Raw genomic sequence first — 18,242 nt, 5'->3', positions numbered from 1 at the left:
GACATGGCAAACCCGGATTGATAGCCGTTGGCATTAGTCTGATCCTCTTCTCATCTCGGTGGTTCGATTTCTTGCTTCTTTTGGGTCGGCACACCTGCCCGTTCGTCCTGGCTTACGTGCGGTTGAACGCTCGGGCTCACAGTCCGTGGCGTGTCCCTGGACGGAAGTACACCGGACACGGGCGGCCACCCTGGGGCTATATCCGGCTTCCTCGACTCCGGCTTTTGTGCTCCTGCTCTTCGAGTTGCCGAGATCAGTTGTCGCGCATGTTTGGAGCTGACCTCAAGTAGCTCGGCGATCTCGTTCTCGGTATGGCCTTGCTCGTGGATTGCAGCAGCCGCTTGGGCCTGAGCCTTCTCGTGGTCGGCGATCTCGTTCTCGGCACCGGTGGTGACATCCTGGATCCGGCGTTTGAGGTCGGCGATGTCTTTGTCACGTCGCTGTTGCACGAGCCCTATGGCGTGCCACGCGTTGATGTAGTCCCGCACTGCGGCAGTGACGATCTTTTCCCGTTCACGCTCTGCGGCGCGACGATCCATGGCTCGGCGGCGTGAACGTTGTAGGCGTGCCGCAACTTCTGGCGATGATCCTCGACGTACTCGAGCAGGGCGGGGGCGGCGATTCTCGTCCATGACGAACTCCTGACACGTGTGAATCCGGTCAGTCCCTCGCACCAACCACCATACCGCGCCCGGACTTCATCTGGGCGCTTCGGACGAGCGGCGTGGTCCAGCCGCGTGCACGCCACGTTATGCGAATCGACTGCCCGATCGCTTATCGCAACCACATTGCCCACGCCGATCTCCCTCTTTCCGCCGATATGAAGAAGTTCTTCCGTCCGTGAGACGACAAGCCCAGGGACGAGAGCCTCGGCGCTAGCGACAAACCCGGACCAAGGGGCTCTGCGCGTGCTGTCGGCTCGTCGCCCCGGCGTGCACAAGTCGCACCCATTCTGTCCCTCCTGTACCGAGGAGAAGCCGACCGTGACCCCTCAATCGGAACCGTCACCGCGCGGTGACCTACGTGATCTCTTCGAGCACATCGAACCCACTGTGAAAGCGCTGTTCGCCCAACGGGAGTGGATGGAGGATGAGATCGGCCGGGCGCAGAAACGCCATCCTGCTGCGGGGGATTTGTTGTGGCACAGCGATGGGCTGTGTAGGCCGACTCATCGGGTGATGTCAACCGAGTTCGTGTACCGCAGCCACGCGCGTGAGTTGCTCGAACGTGTTGCCGCAGGGGCCGATACCCGCCCGGGCACCGCGGCTGAAGTCGCTGCGGCGATGATGGCCACCAGCCTCGCCGCGCCGCTCAACAGCACCGGTGTGGGTCTGTATCTGCGGATGTGGCGCAAGGCCGGTTTCCTTGCCGTCGGCGACTCTGGCCGCGACTATTACGAAGACGTCGTCGGTCCCCTGATCGATGACGCTGAGTCCACCACCCGTCGCAAGCTGGCGATCCGCTCGCGAACGCTGGGCACCATCACCTGCACCGGGCACCACGATCCGCACTGCCGGTTCATCGGCCCAGCGCACTGAATCCTCACGCGCTCATCTGGCTCAGGTGATGCCGCAACGAATTCGGTTTCGCCGCAGGCAGTTTGCCGAACCGGGCACGTCCCGGATGCCTTGCGTGCGATGCCGTTCCGAACCGTGCCCGCACTACTGGCGGTTGCGGTCTCGGTGTGTCCGAACCATCCAATCCCGAAATGCGAAGGAATTGCCGCCGTGGCATCGATCGATTTGTTCTTCCCCCTGAGCGAAGTCCTTGAGATCGCGGAACACGCGGCCGGGGCGCGGGAGCATTCCCCGTCGCTGGCTCAACACGAGGAGGGTGTGCCCGGGGTCGCGTCATTGGTCTGGGCCAAACACAACAGCATCTATGTGCGCAGCAACGGCCTGCCCCGCCAACTCGCGGACCCTCGCGTGGTCGATGGGCCGGCGAGGGTGGTTTACGCGGTGGGGTGGGGTCCGGGGACCGGTCCCGCGCTGGGGCGCACCCCGGTTGGTGGTGACGACTTCGCCGAGTACATCGAGTTGGGCGAGCCTTTCCCGGACGGCGGCAGTCTGATCGAGTTGATCCGCGACTACGCCCAAGGGGACGGCTGGCTGGTCATCACCGCCATGCCCGGACAGTACGCGGTGAGCTTCGCACCGCCCGAGGCGTTTCGATCCCCCTGACCCCTAATGAGAGGCGCGAGCACCCCCGCGGCCTGCTTTGTCGATGTCGTTGACGCCGTGACGGTTCCCTCCGTCACGGCGTTCGTCGTTTCTGCATCCCTTTGTTTGGAGGCGATCGCCATGCCCTATCTGTCGGTGTCCCTCGCGCCGCCGTGCGCGCTGTGCGGCTCGCGAACTGCTGGTGTCCGTCACGACACCGCCGAGAACGAAACCGTGTGTACCGCATGTCTTTCCAGGATGGCGTGGTGTGATCGGTGCCGAGCCCCGAGCCGCGAGTTGGTGGTGACCTCGGATGCGGGGTCCTGGTGCGGTGGGTGCGTGGCCGGGGTCGCGGTGTGCGCGCATTGTGGCCGCTACAGCGACAACCAGGTTCCCGCCCTCGGCGCGGTCACCGTGTGCGCGGTGTGCGCGAACCGCCACTTCGACCGGTGCAGCACCTGCGCGCTGTGGGCAGCGACGACGCGGTATGTGTCCGGCGGGCGCCGCGTCTGCGACGGTTGCGCGGCCGGGTTCGCCGTGTGTGAGGAGTGTGGCACGCTGCTGCCGGACTACAGCGTGTGTGATGCGTGTCATTCGGGTGCGGAGGTGTGGAACTACAGCTACAAGCCCGATCCCCGCTTCCATGGTGACGGGCCTCTGTATTTGGGGATGGAGCTGGAAATCATTGTCCCCCAACGATGCCGCGACCGGGCGGTGTCCGCGGTGGCCGACGCGGTCGGGCGGCTGGCGTATCTGAAGAACGATTCCTCGATCGAACCGGCGGGGTTCGAGTTGGTCACCCACCCGATGGACTACCCGTTCGCGATCCGCGAGTTCCCCTGGGACATATTAGGTGAGCTGTCCGCGCTGGGCTGCGTTTCCGACCGGCGGGTCGGGCTGCACGTGCACGCCTCGCGCGCCGGGTTCTCCTCCCCCGCGCACATCTACCGGTGGGCGACGTTCCTGTACCGCAACGAGACCGCGGTGACCGACCTCGCGGGCCGCCGCTCCCGATACGCACGGTTTTCCCCGCAGGCGCGGGGCGCGATCAAGGACACCGCCAAAGGTCACCCACACGGCACCGACGTGGACCGCTACCAGGCAGTGAACCCGCACCCCCGCCACACCCTCGAAGTGCGGGTGTTCGCCGGATCCCTGGACCCGGTCCGGGTGCAGGCCGCGCTCGGGTTCGTGGCCGCGTCGGTCGAGTACACCCGCGTAATCACTTCACACGACATCACGCGTCATCAGGGTTGGGACTGGCCGCGGTTCACCCACTGGGTGCGTGCGCGTACCGACACCTACGCGCCGCTGGCGCAGCGTCTGGGAGAGGTGGACCTGGCATGTGCCTCCTGACATTCCTGCCCGGCGGTGTGGTGCCGGACCTCCCGGCGCTAGCGGTCGGAGCGAGCGTCAACCGCGACGGCCACGGCTGGGCCGTGCACGCCGGCACGCGGATCATCACCGGGCATGGGATGAACGCCGATCAGGTGATCGCCGAATTCGCCCGTGCCCGGAACGAATACCCGGACGGGCCGGCGGTGTTCCATTCCCGGTGGGCCACCCGCGGCGCCATCAGTATCGGGAACTGTCACCCTTTCTCGCTCGGTGGTGATGAGCGAACCTGGTTGGCGCACAACGGAACCCTGCCCCAGCGGGTGCACCCGGGCCCGTACGATCCGCGGTCGGACACCCGGATCGCCGCCGAGGACTACCTGCCCGCGCAACCGTTCGGGTCGATCGATACCCGGCGCGGGTTCCGGGGCCTGGAATCATGGCTCGGCCGCAGCAAACTCGTCCTGCTGACCCTCGACCCCTCCTACACGCACCGCTCGTATGTGTTCAACGAACACCTCGGCATCTGGGAATCGGGGATCTGGTACTCCAACACCGGCTACCAACCCCGCCCACCGATCTCGTGGCGCGGCGCGTGCCGGTACTGCCGTACCCACGGCCCCCAACCGGGAAGCCGGTACTGCGGCCGATGCGGCTGGTGCTTCATCTGCCTATCCGACTTCGCTGACTGCGACTGCTACTCGCTGACTTCCCGGCGTAGCTCACTCACGCCTGGATCGAGCGGGCTCATCCGCTCCTGACCGCGTCGAGCACGGCCTGAACCGCCGACTTCCGGGCCGGTCGTGCACCGACCCACCCTTCGCATTCGTTGACGCCGGCCCCTGTACCCGATCTTTCCGGCTCGGGTGCGGGGCCGTCGTCGTCTCTGGAAAGGAAGGCGACCTGTCATGCCCGTGTCCGCTGAGGTGCAGTGCCGCAACTGTTCTGCCGCGCTGCCCGACGACCCTCCCGACTCCGGCTTGTGCCCGGACTGCGCAGACCGGCCGGTGTGCGCGGAGTGCGAGTGGCCCGCCGCGGTCCTGTACCCCACTACCAGTGACAGCGACGTGTGTGAGGACTGCTGCGCGGGCTACCGGTTGTGTGTTCGCTGCGACCGCTACGACGAGAGCACGTTCTCCCTCGACAACGACGAGGTGGTGTGCGAGGGCTGCTCGACCCGCTACGAGGAATGCACGAACTGCTACACCCTGCTCGCAGAGGACCACACCCGGTGCGCGTCCTGCGGCTACGGAACCCGTGACGATGAGCGGGTCCACGACTACTTCTACAAACCCGCACCCCGATTCCACGGCCCCGGCCCGGTGTTCCTCGGATTCGAACTCGAGATCAAAATCGAGCCCTGGGCCCTGGACGCGTGCATCGACTTGGCCCTGGACCGGCTCGGCGGTCTGGGCTATCTGAAAGAAGACTCTTCGATCGGGTGCGGTTTCGAACTCGTCACCCATCCCATGGACTACGCGTTCGCGCTCGAACGATTCCCGTGGGATCTGCTGCCGGACCTCGCCGCGCACGGCGCATACACCGACCGCCACGTCGGGCTGCACGTGCACGTGTCCCGGGCCGGGTTCACCTCTCCAGCGCACGCGTATCGGTGGCTGAAACTGCTGTACCGCAACGAATCCCACGCCACGACGCTGGCGCGACGGGATCCGGACGAGTGGGCGAGTTTCACGACCACCGCGCGGTCGCGGACCGCTCGGATCGTCAAGGGCGAGCGCGGGTTCGGGCGTTTGCAGGCGGTCAACGCCGAGCCCGAGGACACCTTCGAGGTGCGGATCTTCGCCAGTTCCCTGCACCCGCAACAGGTTCAGGCCGCGCTCGGGTTCGTCGACGCCACCGTCGAATACACCCGCACCCTCACCGCCGCTGACGTCGCCCGCCGCCGCGGCTGGGAATGGACCGCGTTCACCACGTGGCTGCGCGCCCGCCCCGCCTACACCCCGCTGCTGACCGAACTGGAGGAACTGGCATGTGCATCCTGACCTACCTCGCCCCCAGCATCGCACCCGACCTCAACGCCCTGCACGGCGGAGCCCGCGCCAACCCGCACGGCCACGGCTACGCCGTCATCGCCGCAGACCGGGTCCTGGTCGGCCGGGGTCTGAATCCGGAAACGGTGATCAGCGAATTCGCCGCTGTGCGAGCCGAACACCCCGAGGGTGCGGCGTTGTTTCATTCCCGCCTGGCCACCCACGGACCAATCGAACCAGACAACTGTCACCCCTTCGCCGTCGGCGGGGACGAGCGAACCGTGCTCGCGCACAACGGGATCCTGCCTGCCACCATGCACCCGAAACGCGGGGATTACCGGTCGGATACCCGCATCGCCGCCGAGGACTTCCTGCCCACCCAGCCGTTCGGGTCACTGGACTCCCCCACTGGGCGGGGGCTGCTCGAGCGGTGGCTCGGAACCGACAAGATGGTGCTGCTCACTGTCGATCCCGCCTTCGCACAGCGCGCCTACGTGTTCAACGAACACGCAGGCTTCCGGACCGAGGACGGGATCTGGTATTCGAACCTGTCCTACCGCACACCGCCCGGCTTCTACGGCGGCAACTACAGCATCGAGGACGAGGTGTACTGCCTGGACTGCGGCGAGTACGACCCCGAACGGCCCGGGTCGCACTGCACCTACTGCGGATTCTGCGCCGAGTGCTTGCGCACCTTCCCGCATTGCGAATGCTGCGACCTGCACGGCCGCGACCGATACGCCGACCTGGACGAGTACCTCACCGCTTGAGAGCCAGGACCCGGATTACCCGCGCCGGGCGGTGCGTCTTGCTCGTTCGCGTCCGTTCACCGAGAGGAGAGTCCACTGTGCAGTCCAGGACCGACACTGCCGAGGCCCGTGATTCGCGCCGGCATCGTGCGTGGGCTTTGCTGTCGCGGGTCTCGGTGTCCGCGCCGGGGATGGTCGCTGAACTCGTGCACGCGCACGGCCCGGTCGAGGCCGCGAACCGGGTCGTCAGCGGGGTGATCGATGCCCGCTATAGCCTCCGGGATTGGGAGCGCGCCGACGACGACCTGTTCCGGACCGCGGTGATGGGTGGACGGTTGCTCACCCGCGACGATCCGGTCTGGCCCGCACGCCTGGCCGACCTCGACGGGCTCGGCGAGGACGTGCACGCGCCGATCGCGCTGTGGGTACGCGGCACGCAGGAGCCGGATCTGTTCGCGTCCCACACGATCGCGGTCGTCGGGTCCCGCGTCGCGACTGGCTACGGCAAGCGCGTCACCCACGAGTTCGCCAGCGACCTGGCTCGCCGGGGGCGGGTCGTGGTCAGTGGCGCCGCGTTCGGTATCGACGCAGCCGCACACGCCGCAGCCTTGACCGAACAGGCCCCGACCATCGCAGTCCTGCCGTGCGGGCTCGACCGCCCCTACCCGGCGGCACGTGACCAGCTGCTGGCGCGGATCGCGGAGACCGGGCTGGTGATCTCGGAGTATCCGCCCGGTACTGCGCCGGCGAAATCCCGGTTCCTGGCGCGGAATCGAATCGTAGCGGCTCTGTCGGCGGGGGTGCTCGTGTGCGAGGTAGGACTGCGCAGCGGTGCCGGCAACACCGTGCACTGGGCCACCCGCCTACACCGGCCTGTGGCCGCGGTCCCAGGACCGATCACTTCGGCCGCGTCAGCGGGCTGCCGCGACGTGATCCGCACGGGCGCGGCACGCCTGGTGACCACCACCGACCAGATCCTGGACACCGTCGACGGCTGACACCGCACACACAGACCTCACCCGGCGACCTCCCACAGCACCGTCGAGTCAACGCGGCCGATACCGCGCGGCGCCGATCGGTGACACCGCCCGGCCCAGCTTCACACGGCCCGTCTCTCGGCTCTGTTTCGGCAACGCCCCGCTCTCCGCGCTGAGGGCAGGGCGTTGCCGTGTCCGCATCTTCCCGTGTCCCGAAAGGCGATTGCTCATGCCTTCTGCACCGAGCCTTACGCGTTGCGCGGCGTGTTCGACCGTGATGCCGCCCGAGGACCCACCCACCGTGCACCAGCTCTGCGCGACCTGCACCCAGACACCGTGGTGCGACGAGTGTGGGCTGCCCGCGACCGAACCGCACACGACCGTCGATGACGGGGTGCTGTGCGGCGGCTGCGCCACCACCTGGACCCGCTGCGCGCAATGCGACCGCTACACCCACGACACCACCGACACCGTGAACGACGGGCCGGTGTGCGACCACTGCACCGCGGGCTATTCCCGCTGCGACGACTGCTGGCTCCTGGCCCGGGACCTGCGCCAGGCCGACAACGGCAACGACGTCTGCGGCGAGTGCGCCATCGACTACCATGCCTGCGACGAGTGCGGCCAGCTCACGACCGGCTACGACGACTACTGCTCGGACTGCACACCCGCCAGCCGCTACATCCACGACTACAGCTACAAACCCACCCCGCTGTTCCACGGGACCGGGCCGGTGTTCCTCGGGCTCGAACTCGAACTGAAAACCTCCGGCGGGGACTGCGCGCGCCTGGCCACCAGCTCGCTGGGCCGCCTCGGGTACCTCAAGGACGACGGGTCCATCGGGAATGGCTGCGGGTTCGAGATCGTCACCCACCCGATGTCCTACCCGTACGCGATGACCGAGTTCCCGTGGGATCTGCTGCCCGAACTCCACGAACGTGGCGCCTACACCGATAGCGATGTCGGAATTCACGTCCATGTCGCCCGCGCCGGGTTCACCTCGGCGGTGCACGTGTATCGGTGGATGAAGTTCTTCTACCGCAACGAATCCCACCTCACCCGGCTCGCACGCAGGAGGTCGGACAGTTGGGCCGCGTTCGAACCCGACGCGCGCGCGGGAATCGTCGATTTCGCCAAGAGCAGCCATGAATTCGGCCTCGGCAACGGCGGCCGCTACCAGGCCATCAACACCATGCCCGAGCACACCTTCGAGGTGCGGATCTTCGCCAGTTCTCTGATCCCCCAACGTGTTCAAGCCGCTCTCGGGTTCGTGGCCGCCTCGGTCGAATACACGCGCGCGCTCAGCAGCTCCGATGTCACCCGTCGCCGCGGCTGGGAATGGGCCGCGTTCGTCACCTGGCTGCGCGCGCAACCCGTCTACTCGCCGCTGCTGGCCGAGTTGCAGGAGCTGGCATGTGCATCCTGACCTTCTTCAAACCCGGGATCATCCCCGACCTGCACACCCTCGCCGCCGGGGCAGCGGTCAATCCGGACGGGCACGGCTACGCCGTCATCGCCGACGACCGGATAATCACCGGCCACGGCCTGAATCCTGACGAGGTCATCGACGAATTCGCGGCGGTGCGTGCACGATTCCCCGACACTCGGGCGCTGTTTCATTCGCGCCTGGCGACCCACGGACGCATCACCACCGACAATTGTCACCCCTTCCTCGTCGGCGGTGACGAAAGAACCGTGCTGGCGCACAACGGGGTCCTGCCCGCGACAGTGCAACCACCTGTCGGCGATGTCCGGTCGGACACCCGGATCGCGGCCGAAGACTTCCTTCCCGGCGAGCCGTTCGGGCCGCTGGATTCATGGGTCGGGCGCAGCGGGCTCGAAACCTGGTTACGCACCGACAAGATGGTGCTACTCACCGTCGACCCGGCCTACCGGCACACCGCCTACATCTTCAACGAACACGGCGGCCACTGGACCGATGACGGAATCTGGTACTCCAACACCACCTACAAGTGGGCGCTGGGCACCTCCTGGCACGGCGACCGCGAGGACTACCAGGACGAGGCGTACTGCGGAATGTGCGGCGAGTTCGACCCCGAACGCCCGGGCGCGCACTGCACCTTCTGCGGGTTCTGCCAGCACTGCGGGCACGTGTTCCCCCGCTGCGGCTGCGACGACCTCGACGGTAACAGCCGGAACGCCGACCTGGACATCTACCACGACCCGCAGCCCGCGGTCGCATGATGCCGGTTGCCCCCGCGCCAAGGCCGAAGGCACCGCGTGGCGGGCGAACTCGTCAACTCTCACCTCGGTCACTGACCAGCGAAGCCCTGTGCTTCCTGCACCGTCATCGCCCACCTCCGCAGCGATGTCTTCACGGCGGGCCAAGGCTCCTCACGTCGTTGCGGCCACCGCATTGCTCACCCGTCATCGTTTCCGAGGAGGTCTTGATCATGGATTCTGTTGTGCCGGCGTCGGGTTCGGCGCGTCCGCCGATCCTGGCCCGGTTGCACGATGCCCCGACCGCTGGTGGGGTCACCATTCCGTTCGTCACGTTGTGTCACCGCGGCCGGCGGGACCCGATTTGGGGTGCGATCGACCCGGCCCATCTGGACCTGGTGTTCTCCTTCGCCCTGTGCCAAGTGTGCGGCCAGCGGCTCAGGGACCGGGTCGTGGTGTTGCTGCGCCCGCAGGACTGGGTGCTCGGTGTGGCGCCAGAGCCCGGGTTGCATCCCGAGTGCGCCGCGTACGCGGCACGTGGGTGTCCGGTGCTGGCTGGGCGGATCACGCACTACCGCTCACGTGCCGCGGCCGCGCGGCTCACCCGCTGCGATGACCCGGCGTGTGAATGCCGCGTCTGGCTGCCACCGCAAACCGGCTATCCCGAGGACCGGCGGGCCGGCAAACCCATCGACGATTGGTACGCGGTGTGGCTGGATCGTGACGACTACCAGATCGTCCACCACCGTGGCGACGAGAACACCCCTTCGCTGACCGGCGTGCGGATGCGCGGGGTGCGGTTGCTAGCGATCCGCAAGGTCCGTGACGCTACCCCAGCCCCGGATCAGGACGGTGACACCGGCCGGGGTGCGCCGACTGTGCTGGATCTGCTGGCCGTGCAGGTCGCGCCGGATCGCCTGTCCACCACCACTGGGCAAGATCGCTCGTGAGTTCGGATGCGCCGGCTGGGTGGGTGGGCCGCTGCGCCAGGCCGAGTCGAGCACCAATCCTCATGAGGCCGAGGCGTTTCTGGCCGCGGCGCAGCGGATCCGACCGCCCGGCCGATCGATCGATCCTGCCGTAGCCCTGGCCCACACCCGCGACCGCGCCGCGGTGCCGGTGAGGCGGCAGATAAACCTCGGGCAGCGCTGAAGCCCGGCCACTGCCCTTGCCCCACTCCACTTTCCGCCCTCTTGGACTGTGGGGTTCGTTCGTGCGGAAGGAGTTTCGTCCTCGTGTACATCGACAACCCTGGTGCTCTGATCGCGGCGATCCCCCGATGGCTCGCATACGTGCCGCGCCGGTCGGTGGTGCTGATCCTGTTCTTCGACACCGACACTCCCGCGCAGACGGTCCGCGTGGGGCATATCGCGCGGGTCGATCTGGACCTGCCCGATGGAACTGTCGCCGCGCAGCAGGTGGCGATGGCCGCGTTCTCGCTGTGCGGGCGCTACCGCCCGGACGGGGCGTGCGCCGTCGTGGTCGACGACACCGTCGACACCACCACGCCCGCACGCCGGTACCGGGCGATGATCGCGCTGCTGAACGATCGCATCGGAGTGTGGAGCACCCCCCTGCTCGATGCCTGGGTCACCCCGGCGATCGAACCCGGCCGCTCCTGGTGGAGCCTGCTGTACCCGGACACCACCGACACCCAGCCCGGCCCGACCACGTCACCGGGCGTCCTGGCGCCCGAACCCGACCGCGCCGCGCGCACCGCGGCCCTGCTCACACACCAGCCACCACCCGTGAGCGGCCAGGAACCAGACCTGCCCTGGATTCAGGAGCGGGTGCGATTCGTGCTCACCCTCGTGCAAGCGGTGGCGGCCGGGGACTGGCCATCCCCGGAGCAGGTGGCTGAACTCACGGCCTGTCTGCGCGATTCGGTGGTGCGGGACTGTGCGTACGGGTTCATCGGCACCACCGCCGAGGACTCCGCCCGGCGGTTGTGGACCTTGGCGTGGCAGACGCTGCCACCGGGACATCGTGTTGATGCTGCGCTGCTGGCCGCCGTGGCGTCGATCGCCACCGATGACTGGTCCACCGCCCAGGCCGCCGTCGCCGCGATTCTCATCGACGACCCGAACCACCGCCTCGCCCAACGCCTTTCCAGTCTTCTGCCGAACCGCAGCGTCGGCGACCTGATCCGCGACCTCGCGCGTTCCGGGCACGCCGCGGCCGCGCAGATCGGCTTGCAGATCGAGTAACCCGGCCTCACCGGACCCAGAATTCCTGGACAGGAGCCGCATGGAATCTGCTGCACACCAAACAATTACCAGCGAGAGTCAGCGACCGCGCTCGTGTGCGTGCGGGTGTGGCCGGCTCACGGGGCGCGAGTATCTGCCGCTGCACGATCATCGCGCGGTGCAAGAGCTGGCGCGGCGCTGGTTCGGCGGATCGACCACCACATTGATCCAGTACGTGGAAGCCATGGCCGCCGACCACGGCATCCCCGACCGCAGCGGCGAGCTGCGGCCCGTCCCACCTCGGCTGGCCTACCTGGCCGACGAATTGATCTGACTGGCACTGATTCCTGTTCAGCGAAGGGATACCTGTCCTGTATGTCTGTTTCGATCCCCGGCGGCACGGCGCGGGACCCGGGTGAGGTGATCGCCTCGGTGCCTGTGGCGCTCGGGTTCTACCCGTCCGATTCACTCGTGCTGTTGACGCTGCGGGAGCAATCCGGCACAGATTCACGGGTCGTGGGTTTGGCGGCCCGGCACGACCTGCTGGTCCCGTGGGAGCAGCTCCTCGATGCTACCGCGCACGCGGCCGCGATCGCCATCAACGACCAGGCGGCCAGCGTGCTGGCGGTCATCGTCGACAGCACCACCGACGAAATAGCCTCCCGCAGCCGCGACAGTCTGCACGACCGCGTGGTGCACTCGCTCGTCTCGACGCTGGCCTGCCGCGGGATCACCGTCGACGGAGCGTGGGCGACAACGCAGATCGCGGCCGGCTCACGGTGGTGGAGCCTGCTGGGCCCCGACCACACCGGGGCTATCCCGGACCCGGAAACTACCGCGCTTGCGAGGGCCTACCGGCAACGCCGGGGACCGCACGCCATCCATGCCTCCCGCGAGCACGTCGCCGACCAGCTCCGGGTGAATCCGGCTGTGGCCGACCGGGTCCGCGACACCCTGTCCCCTCCTGTTCCAGCGCAGGAGTCACACGCGATCGGCGATACGGCGCACGAGACCACGCCCGAGCAGCGGCGGACGATGGTCGCGCAGCTGATCACGCGGATCGATGCCGTGGCCGCAGGGGGTGAGCTGACCCCGCCCGAGTATGCTGAGGCGGCGACCGTGCTGCGGGATCGGCTCGTGAGGGAGTCCATGTTCGGGCTGGCCACCACCCGCCGGGCCGAAGCGGCCCAACAGTTCTGGGCTCTACTGGCCCGCAACCTGCCCGATCCCGACCGCGCCGAAGCCGCGACGCTGCTGGCGTTCCACGCCTACCTCGGCGGGGGCGGCGCGCTGGCGATCCTCGCGGCCGAAGCCGCACTCGAGGCCAACCCGGACCATGCCGTCGCGAGGCTGCTCGACCTCGCCTTGCGTACTGGTTTGCCGCCCGATCAGGTCCGTGAGCTCGCTGACACCGGCCACGCCCGCGCGAGGGAAATCGGTGTCCGCCTGCACGACTGACCACATCCCCTCTGTTTCGTCGTCCACTTTCAGGAGGTTTGCTCATGTCCGCATCGGCTGTGTCGCGGGTCTCGCGCGCCGAGTTCGACCAACTCGCCCACCGCGGGCTGGCCGGAGAAGTCTCCGCGCTCAACACCGCATCGGTTCCCGAGCAGTGGCAGTCCACGTTCCCGGACTGGCGTGGCCGGTACTGGACCTACACCGAACACTCACCGGGCGTGCTGCGGCTGCACCCGCTGAACATCACCCGTGCCGCCCGCGCGCCGCACGCGGCCTGACTCTCCGGCACACGCACCACCTCTGACTGTTCGCCCCCGTTCTCGCCTTGTGGCGGGGTCACTCCGACCGAACCTGGTTCCGGTCGAGGGCGGCCCCGCCACCGTCATGTTCAGGAGGCATTCTCGTGTCATCGACCGAAACCCTCACCAGCACCGCGATTCTCGACCCGGCCCCGGACCCCGCGGAAGACTCCGCCCCTGCGGTCTTCGCCGGGCCGGACTTCGACCCTGTCGGCGACGTCGACGCGGCCACGGCAGGTCAGGCCGCTCGCCGGCCGCCGTATGCGCGGGCGATGTATCTGCCGCCGCAGGATCTGGTGATCGCGGAGAACGTGCGCAAACAGTTCGACCTCGCCGATCATCCCGAGGTACTGGCCTCGATCAGGGAATTCGGCGTCGAGACCCCCGTGCTGGTGGAACGTCAACCCGACGGCACGCACCACGCCATCGATGGACAGTTGCGGGTCCTGGCGGCCATCGAGGTCGGCACCGAAACCGTCCCGGTGTGGGTGACCGACGCCGACCCGAGCCTGCCGGACAACGAGCGCCGCATCCGAACCACCTTGAAGCAGATGAACGTGAACTATCGGCGCGTGCCGATGACCGCGGCCGACGATGCAGCCGGGATCGCGTTGATGCTCGATCTGGGGGCCTCGGTCACCCGGATCGCGGACGGGTTGCAGCGCAAACGGTCTCAGGTCAAGAAACAGGCCGTCATCGGGGCCTCCCCGACCGCCAAGGGCTTGGTCGATGCGGGGACGTTCTCTCTGGATCAGCTCGCGGTGATCGCCGAATACGAGCGTCTCGGCGATACCGACGCGGTCGAGCGCCTCGCCGCGGCCCCTCGCTACGACTTCGAGTTCCGGGCCCGCAAGATCGCCCACGACCGCACCGAGACCCGCGCCCGCCTGCACACCTCAGCGCTGTACGCGGCGCTGGGGTTCGGTGTGCTGACCGCCGAACCCGACGCCACCGACACCCAGACGCGGTTCCTGCCCGCCGACACGCTGGAGACCGAAGCCGCGGAACCCATCGGCGCGGAGCTGATCCGCGCGGACGCGGCGCGGTGGGTGGTGTGGGTCGATGTCGAGCACGACGCAGACCTGATCGACCGCGACACCGGCGAACTCGTCGACCCGGACCTGGTGGACTGGGACACCCGCGGTGACAGCACACGCGAACCGGGCGCTGGGCTGCGGCACGCAGACACGGTCGAGCACCGCGACCGCTGGACGCCCTCCTACTATCTGCTGGCCGACCAGTTGCCCGAGTCGGGGCTGCAGGTACGGCCGCTCGATGTCCCGGACACGGAAGATGCTGCGGACGAGCAGGATTCGCCCGACGGTCTCTCCCCGGCCGAGCGGACCCGCCAAGCCGCAGCCGCGGCCGCGGCGCAGCGGGAGTTGGCCCGGCTCGAACGGCGGCGCGTGCGCGAGCTCAACAAGCAAGCCCTGGCCGCGGCCGAGCGCCGCGAAGAATTCCTGACCCGGTTGCTGCGCCGGTCCAAGCCGCCGACCGGGGCCGCGGCGTTCGTCGCCGAATCGCTGGTGCGGTATCCGGATCTGCTCGACTGCGCGCGAGCGGGGCTGAAAGCACGCGAGTTGCTCGGCACCTCGGAATCAGCGCGCGATCTGGCCGCTACGACCGGGGCGCTGAGCGCGCAGCGGGCGCAGGTGATCACTCTGGCGCTGGTCCTGGGTGCGTTCGAATCGCAGATCGACAAATCGTTCTGGCGCGCCAGCTACGGACGCCATCCGCGATACCTGACGTTCCTGGCCGAGATCGCTCCACAACTCCCCACCACCGCCGACGAGGAACCCTGGACGCTCACCGACGTCGAGCGTGCCGCCGTCGGGCTCATCGACTACCACGACATCGACCTGGACGTCTAACTCGCCTGCCGGATCGCTCCGGTGTGCCGCCGACTTGTCACCGACAGGTCGGCGGCGCAGCCGCATCACTCACGAAATCCGAAGCCGTGCCCCACCACTCACTGGAATTGAAACGGAAGGACACTGCCCCATGGCTCAGGACACCACCCTCACCCTCATCGGAAACCTCACCGCCGACCCCGAGCTCACCTTCACCCCGCGCGGAGATGCGGTCGTGAACTTCACCGTCGCCTCCACCCCACGGTATTTCGATCGGGCCGCCAACGAGTGGCGCGATGGTGACCCGCTGTTCCTGCGGTGCAGTGTGTGGCGGCAAGCCGCGGAGAACGCCGCCGAATCGTTGACTCGCGGGGCGCGTGTGATCGTCAGCGGCCGTCTCAAGCAACGCTCCTACACCACCCGCGAGGGCGATAAACGCACCGTCATCGAACTCGACGTCGACGAACTCGGCCCCTCACTGCGATACGCGACCGCGAAACTCACCCGCAACGCCCCCGCCTACGCCACCACAGGCAACAGCCCCCGGCAGCGGACCACCAACAGCGGCAACGGATTCAGCCACCCCAGCACGACCACCGAGACCGGCACGACGACCGCCTCCGACGATCCGTGGGCCGAGCCCGCCCTCGCCGGCGCTGGAGTCGGCGGCGGGGGTTCGCGGAGCCTGAACGACGATCCCGGGTTCTGAGCAGCTCCTGGTCTGTGGTCTGACCCCGCCTCGATGCTTCGGCATCGCGGCGGGGTGAGTCATAGGTGGCGGGGGTGGGATGCCCGGCTGGTCCGGGCGACCAGCCAACCGCGAGGGCTACCAGCTCACCCCGCGCCGCTCCGAACGAGCCCGCGCCCGGCGAAACCGAATTCCCTCAGCGCGGCGACCGGCGTGCTCCCCGGGTTGCGGTGTCAGCGCAGGGAATTCGGCCCCGCCGCTCCGGCGCGTTCTCGCCCGGCGCGTCGCAGTGTGACCCGGTCGTGCCGCCCTCGGCTGGTCGCCCGGACCAGCTGGTCATCCCGCATGTCTCGAGGGCTTCGCGCTCACCCGGGCCGGATGCCCTCCTTTCAAATCACTAACCAGAACAGGAACCCTCGACGTGACCGAAACCAGCGCATTCCTCGACACCATCAACGATCTGCACACCCTGATCTCCACCGACCGCCGCGCCGCACTCCACGCCGCGCACCGAGCACTCGCCTCGGCGACGCCCGAGGACCGCGCATTCCTCGACGAATTGGTCAGCACCCTCACCGCGCACCCGTTCCCGAAAGCGATGCAGCTGTTGGAGCAGCGGTACGAGAACGAGCCGCACAACCGCGACCGGCTCGCGGTCCTGACCCCCGACACCAACCCCCGCCTATATGAACGCGACCGCGCCGCCCGCGCGGCCGCACTCGCAGCCCACAACACCACCGGCACGGCACCGACCGCGCAGTTGGCCGCCGCGGAGATGCCGCGCCAGTCGATCCGCATGTGGCGCAATCCGCCCACCCGCGAATACGCCGCCCCCAGCTATGCCACCGACAAGTCTCGCTTCGCACCCGAGCAGATCGCCCGCCGGGTTCACGCCCGCGCCAAGCGTCGCCCCGTGCAGCGGTGGGAGCCCGATGTGGTCCGTGCCTACGCCGCGCAGAACCTCTACGTCGACACCATGGCCCGCGAGATCGCCCACGCCCAAGCCACCGACGAACACCGCGCAGCACGCGGACTCCTGCACCCCACCAAGCAAACTCACTCGCGGCGCAGCACCCGACACCTCGACGCGGACCAGGCGCGCGAGAACTGGGATCAGGAATTGGTGGCCTACGTGGCCGAACAGCGACACCATGCTGTCGCATTGGCGGGCCAGCGACCCATCTCCGAGGAAGACGCCCTTCGTCACGCCGAACGCCGGACCACCCTGCGCGGCGACGCCCGCCCGTCAATCCCGTTCGGCGGCAACGCCCTGGACTACGACCACGAAGCGATGCACCCGGTCACCGGGTGGCGGTGCCTGTCCTGCGGTATCGAACGCTCCCTCACCGATCAGCGACCCATCCACGTTCGCGATGGGAAACGCCGCAGCGACGATGGCCTGTGCGACATGTGCCGCACCGACCCCACCATCGCGCGCCTGCCCGAACTCGCGCCCGGGTTCACCGCCGCCGATCTCGCCCACACCTACTGCCGGTTCCTCACCGACACCCAACCCGGCGCGGTCCACGCCCTCCTGCGCGAGGTCCGCCGCCGCGCACCCCGCTGGCTCACCGAGATCCTCGACCAATACCTGCCCGCACCGGCCGTCCCGACCGACGCCGATCCCGAACCGTCGCCGCAGCCGACCGCGATCAGCACCCGGCCCGCTCGCTCACGCGGCCCGGTCGCCGGAGCCGGGCAGCACCGCGCCCGCTGCGACGGCTGCACCCGCATCCGCCCCGTCAACGACACCGACGGAATGTGCACCGAATGCCGAGTCTGGCTCGGCCTCATCACCATCCCCCCACGCCAGCGCACCGCCGCCTGACACCGGCAACCCGTTCTCCGGTCCGCCGCGGTGCACCCGTCCCGCGGCGGACCGGACCACCACCCCCGTGAGGAGATCGCCGTGCGCGACACCGTCCTCTACCTCCTCGGACTCGCTCTCGGCTGGGCCTCCCGGGGCAAACCGCTCATCTCGATCGAAGTCAACCACCGCGACCGAGACCAGCGGTCCCCGTCGCAGTCGCCCGGGAACCCCTGGTGCGGTCGCACTTTCACCGACCCCACCACCCACCACAACCAGTAACCACCCGCCTGCTACCCATCACCTGCCCACCTACCACCCCACTCCCTCCTCCCCCTCACCTCCACCGACCACTCCCCCTTCCACACATCCCCTCTCCCTCACTCATTCACGACAAGCAAACCTCTTGCATCGAGGTCTGAAGTGCAAGCGTTTCACTGAGATCGCAGCGCCTCCAGGTCGCGTAGCCACCGCCGAGGCACTGGCTGCCAATATATCTGCCCGCCTCACAGTTCCTGATTCGCATGGGCAACGAAACACTTCCCACGTACACATTTAATCT

The 18,242-nt window shown here is 68.1% G+C and carries 20 protein-coding genes; all 20 read left to right on the top strand.

Going from position 1 to position 18,242, the window contains the following annotated elements; all coding sequences use genetic code 11:
- Nucleotides 1–311 precede the first annotated feature (311 nt).
- On the top strand, nt 312–554 hold the full coding sequence (locus NV1_RS38985) for a hypothetical protein (protein WP_067903738.1): 243 nt from the start codon (nt 312–314) through the stop codon (nt 552–554).
- Between the two features lie 624 nt (nt 555–1,178).
- Nucleotides 1,179–1,538 (top strand): hypothetical protein, encoded by a 360-nt coding sequence (locus tag NV1_RS38980; protein WP_067903735.1) that lies wholly within the window; start codon nt 1,179–1,181, stop codon nt 1,536–1,538.
- Nucleotides 1,539–1,727: 189 nt separating this feature from the next.
- On the top strand, nt 1,728–2,180 hold the full coding sequence (locus NV1_RS38975; protein ID WP_157117675.1) for a hypothetical protein: 453 nt from the start codon (nt 1,728–1,730) through the stop codon (nt 2,178–2,180).
- 318 nt (nt 2,181–2,498) lie between these two features.
- Entirely contained in the window at nt 2,499–3,515 is a 1,017-nt protein-coding gene (locus NV1_RS38970; RefSeq protein WP_245714157.1) for a hypothetical protein, read from the top strand.
- Nucleotides 3,503–4,255 carry a class II glutamine amidotransferase gene (locus NV1_RS38965; RefSeq protein ID WP_067903730.1) on the top strand — a complete coding sequence of 251 codons (753 nt, stop codon included), beginning with the start codon at nt 3,503–3,505 and terminating at the stop codon, nt 4,253–4,255. Before NV1_RS38970 ends, NV1_RS38965 begins: the two co-directional genes overlap by 13 nt.
- A 147-nt stretch (nt 4,256–4,402) precedes the next feature.
- Nucleotides 4,403–5,497 (top strand): amidoligase family protein, encoded by a 1,095-nt coding sequence (locus NV1_RS46190; RefSeq protein WP_245714156.1) that lies wholly within the window; start codon nt 4,403–4,405, stop codon nt 5,495–5,497.
- Nucleotides 5,485–6,255 (top strand): class II glutamine amidotransferase domain-containing protein, encoded by a 771-nt coding sequence (locus tag NV1_RS38955; protein WP_067903723.1) that lies wholly within the window; start codon nt 5,485–5,487, stop codon nt 6,253–6,255. Before NV1_RS46190 ends, NV1_RS38955 begins: the two co-directional genes overlap by 13 nt.
- Before the next feature lie 77 nt (nt 6,256–6,332).
- Nucleotides 6,333–7,232 (top strand): DNA-processing protein DprA, encoded by a 900-nt coding sequence (dprA, locus tag NV1_RS38950; protein WP_067903720.1) that lies wholly within the window; start codon nt 6,333–6,335, stop codon nt 7,230–7,232.
- 208 nt (nt 7,233–7,440) lie between these two features.
- Nucleotides 7,441–8,637, top strand: a complete 1,197-nt coding sequence (locus NV1_RS46185) for an amidoligase family protein (RefSeq protein WP_245714155.1) — start codon at nt 7,441–7,443, stop codon at nt 8,635–8,637.
- A complete protein-coding gene (locus NV1_RS38940) occupies nt 8,625–9,416 on the top strand; it encodes a class II glutamine amidotransferase (protein ID WP_067903717.1) in 792 nt (263 codons plus the stop codon). Before NV1_RS46185 ends, NV1_RS38940 begins: the two co-directional genes overlap by 13 nt.
- Nucleotides 9,417–9,625: 209 nt before the next feature.
- Nucleotides 9,626–10,342, top strand: coding sequence for a hypothetical protein (locus NV1_RS38935; RefSeq protein WP_067903714.1), 717 nt, complete (start codon nt 9,626–9,628; stop codon nt 10,340–10,342).
- Nucleotides 10,245–10,544, top strand: coding sequence for a DUF2786 domain-containing protein (locus NV1_RS46670; RefSeq protein ID WP_307631251.1), 300 nt, complete (start codon nt 10,245–10,247; stop codon nt 10,542–10,544). Before NV1_RS38935 ends, NV1_RS46670 begins: the two co-directional genes overlap by 98 nt.
- 83 nt (nt 10,545–10,627) lie before the next feature.
- Entirely contained in the window at nt 10,628–11,599 is a 972-nt protein-coding gene (locus tag NV1_RS38925; protein ID WP_067903709.1) for a DUF4192 domain-containing protein, read from the top strand.
- Between the two features lie 157 nt (nt 11,600–11,756).
- Nucleotides 11,757–11,912, top strand: a complete 156-nt coding sequence (locus NV1_RS44250; RefSeq protein ID WP_157117674.1) for a hypothetical protein — start codon at nt 11,757–11,759, stop codon at nt 11,910–11,912.
- Between the two features lie 41 nt (nt 11,913–11,953).
- Nucleotides 11,954–13,036 (top strand): DUF4192 domain-containing protein, encoded by a 1,083-nt coding sequence (locus NV1_RS38920; protein WP_084526551.1) that lies wholly within the window; start codon nt 11,954–11,956, stop codon nt 13,034–13,036.
- Between the two features lie 44 nt (nt 13,037–13,080).
- Nucleotides 13,081–13,314, top strand: a complete 234-nt coding sequence (locus NV1_RS38915) for a hypothetical protein (RefSeq protein WP_067903703.1) — start codon at nt 13,081–13,083, stop codon at nt 13,312–13,314.
- 125 nt (nt 13,315–13,439) lie between these two features.
- Nucleotides 13,440–15,206 (top strand): ParB/RepB/Spo0J family partition protein, encoded by a 1,767-nt coding sequence (locus NV1_RS38910; protein ID WP_067903700.1) that lies wholly within the window; start codon nt 13,440–13,442, stop codon nt 15,204–15,206.
- A 130-nt stretch (nt 15,207–15,336) separates the two neighbouring features.
- Complete coding sequence (locus NV1_RS38905; protein ID WP_067903697.1) at nt 15,337–15,894, top strand: single-stranded DNA-binding protein; 558 nt, start codon at nt 15,337–15,339, stop codon at nt 15,892–15,894.
- Between the two features lie 400 nt (nt 15,895–16,294).
- Complete coding sequence (locus tag NV1_RS38900) at nt 16,295–17,701, top strand: hypothetical protein (protein ID WP_067903694.1); 1,407 nt, start codon at nt 16,295–16,297, stop codon at nt 17,699–17,701.
- Nucleotides 17,702–17,782: 81 nt separating this feature from the next.
- Nucleotides 17,783–17,962, top strand: coding sequence for a hypothetical protein (locus NV1_RS38895; protein WP_157117673.1), 180 nt, complete (start codon nt 17,783–17,785; stop codon nt 17,960–17,962).
- The last annotated feature ends 280 nt before the right edge of the window (nt 17,963–18,242 follow it).

Origin of the sequence: Nocardia vaccinii NBRC 15922, from assembly GCF_001613305.1 — a bacterium.
GTDB classification, from domain to species: Bacteria; Actinomycetota; Actinomycetes; order Mycobacteriales; family Mycobacteriaceae; genus Nocardia; species Nocardia vaccinii.
Note: the sequence above shows the minus strand (reverse complement) of the source record. Positions and strands in the feature narration are given on the sequence as shown.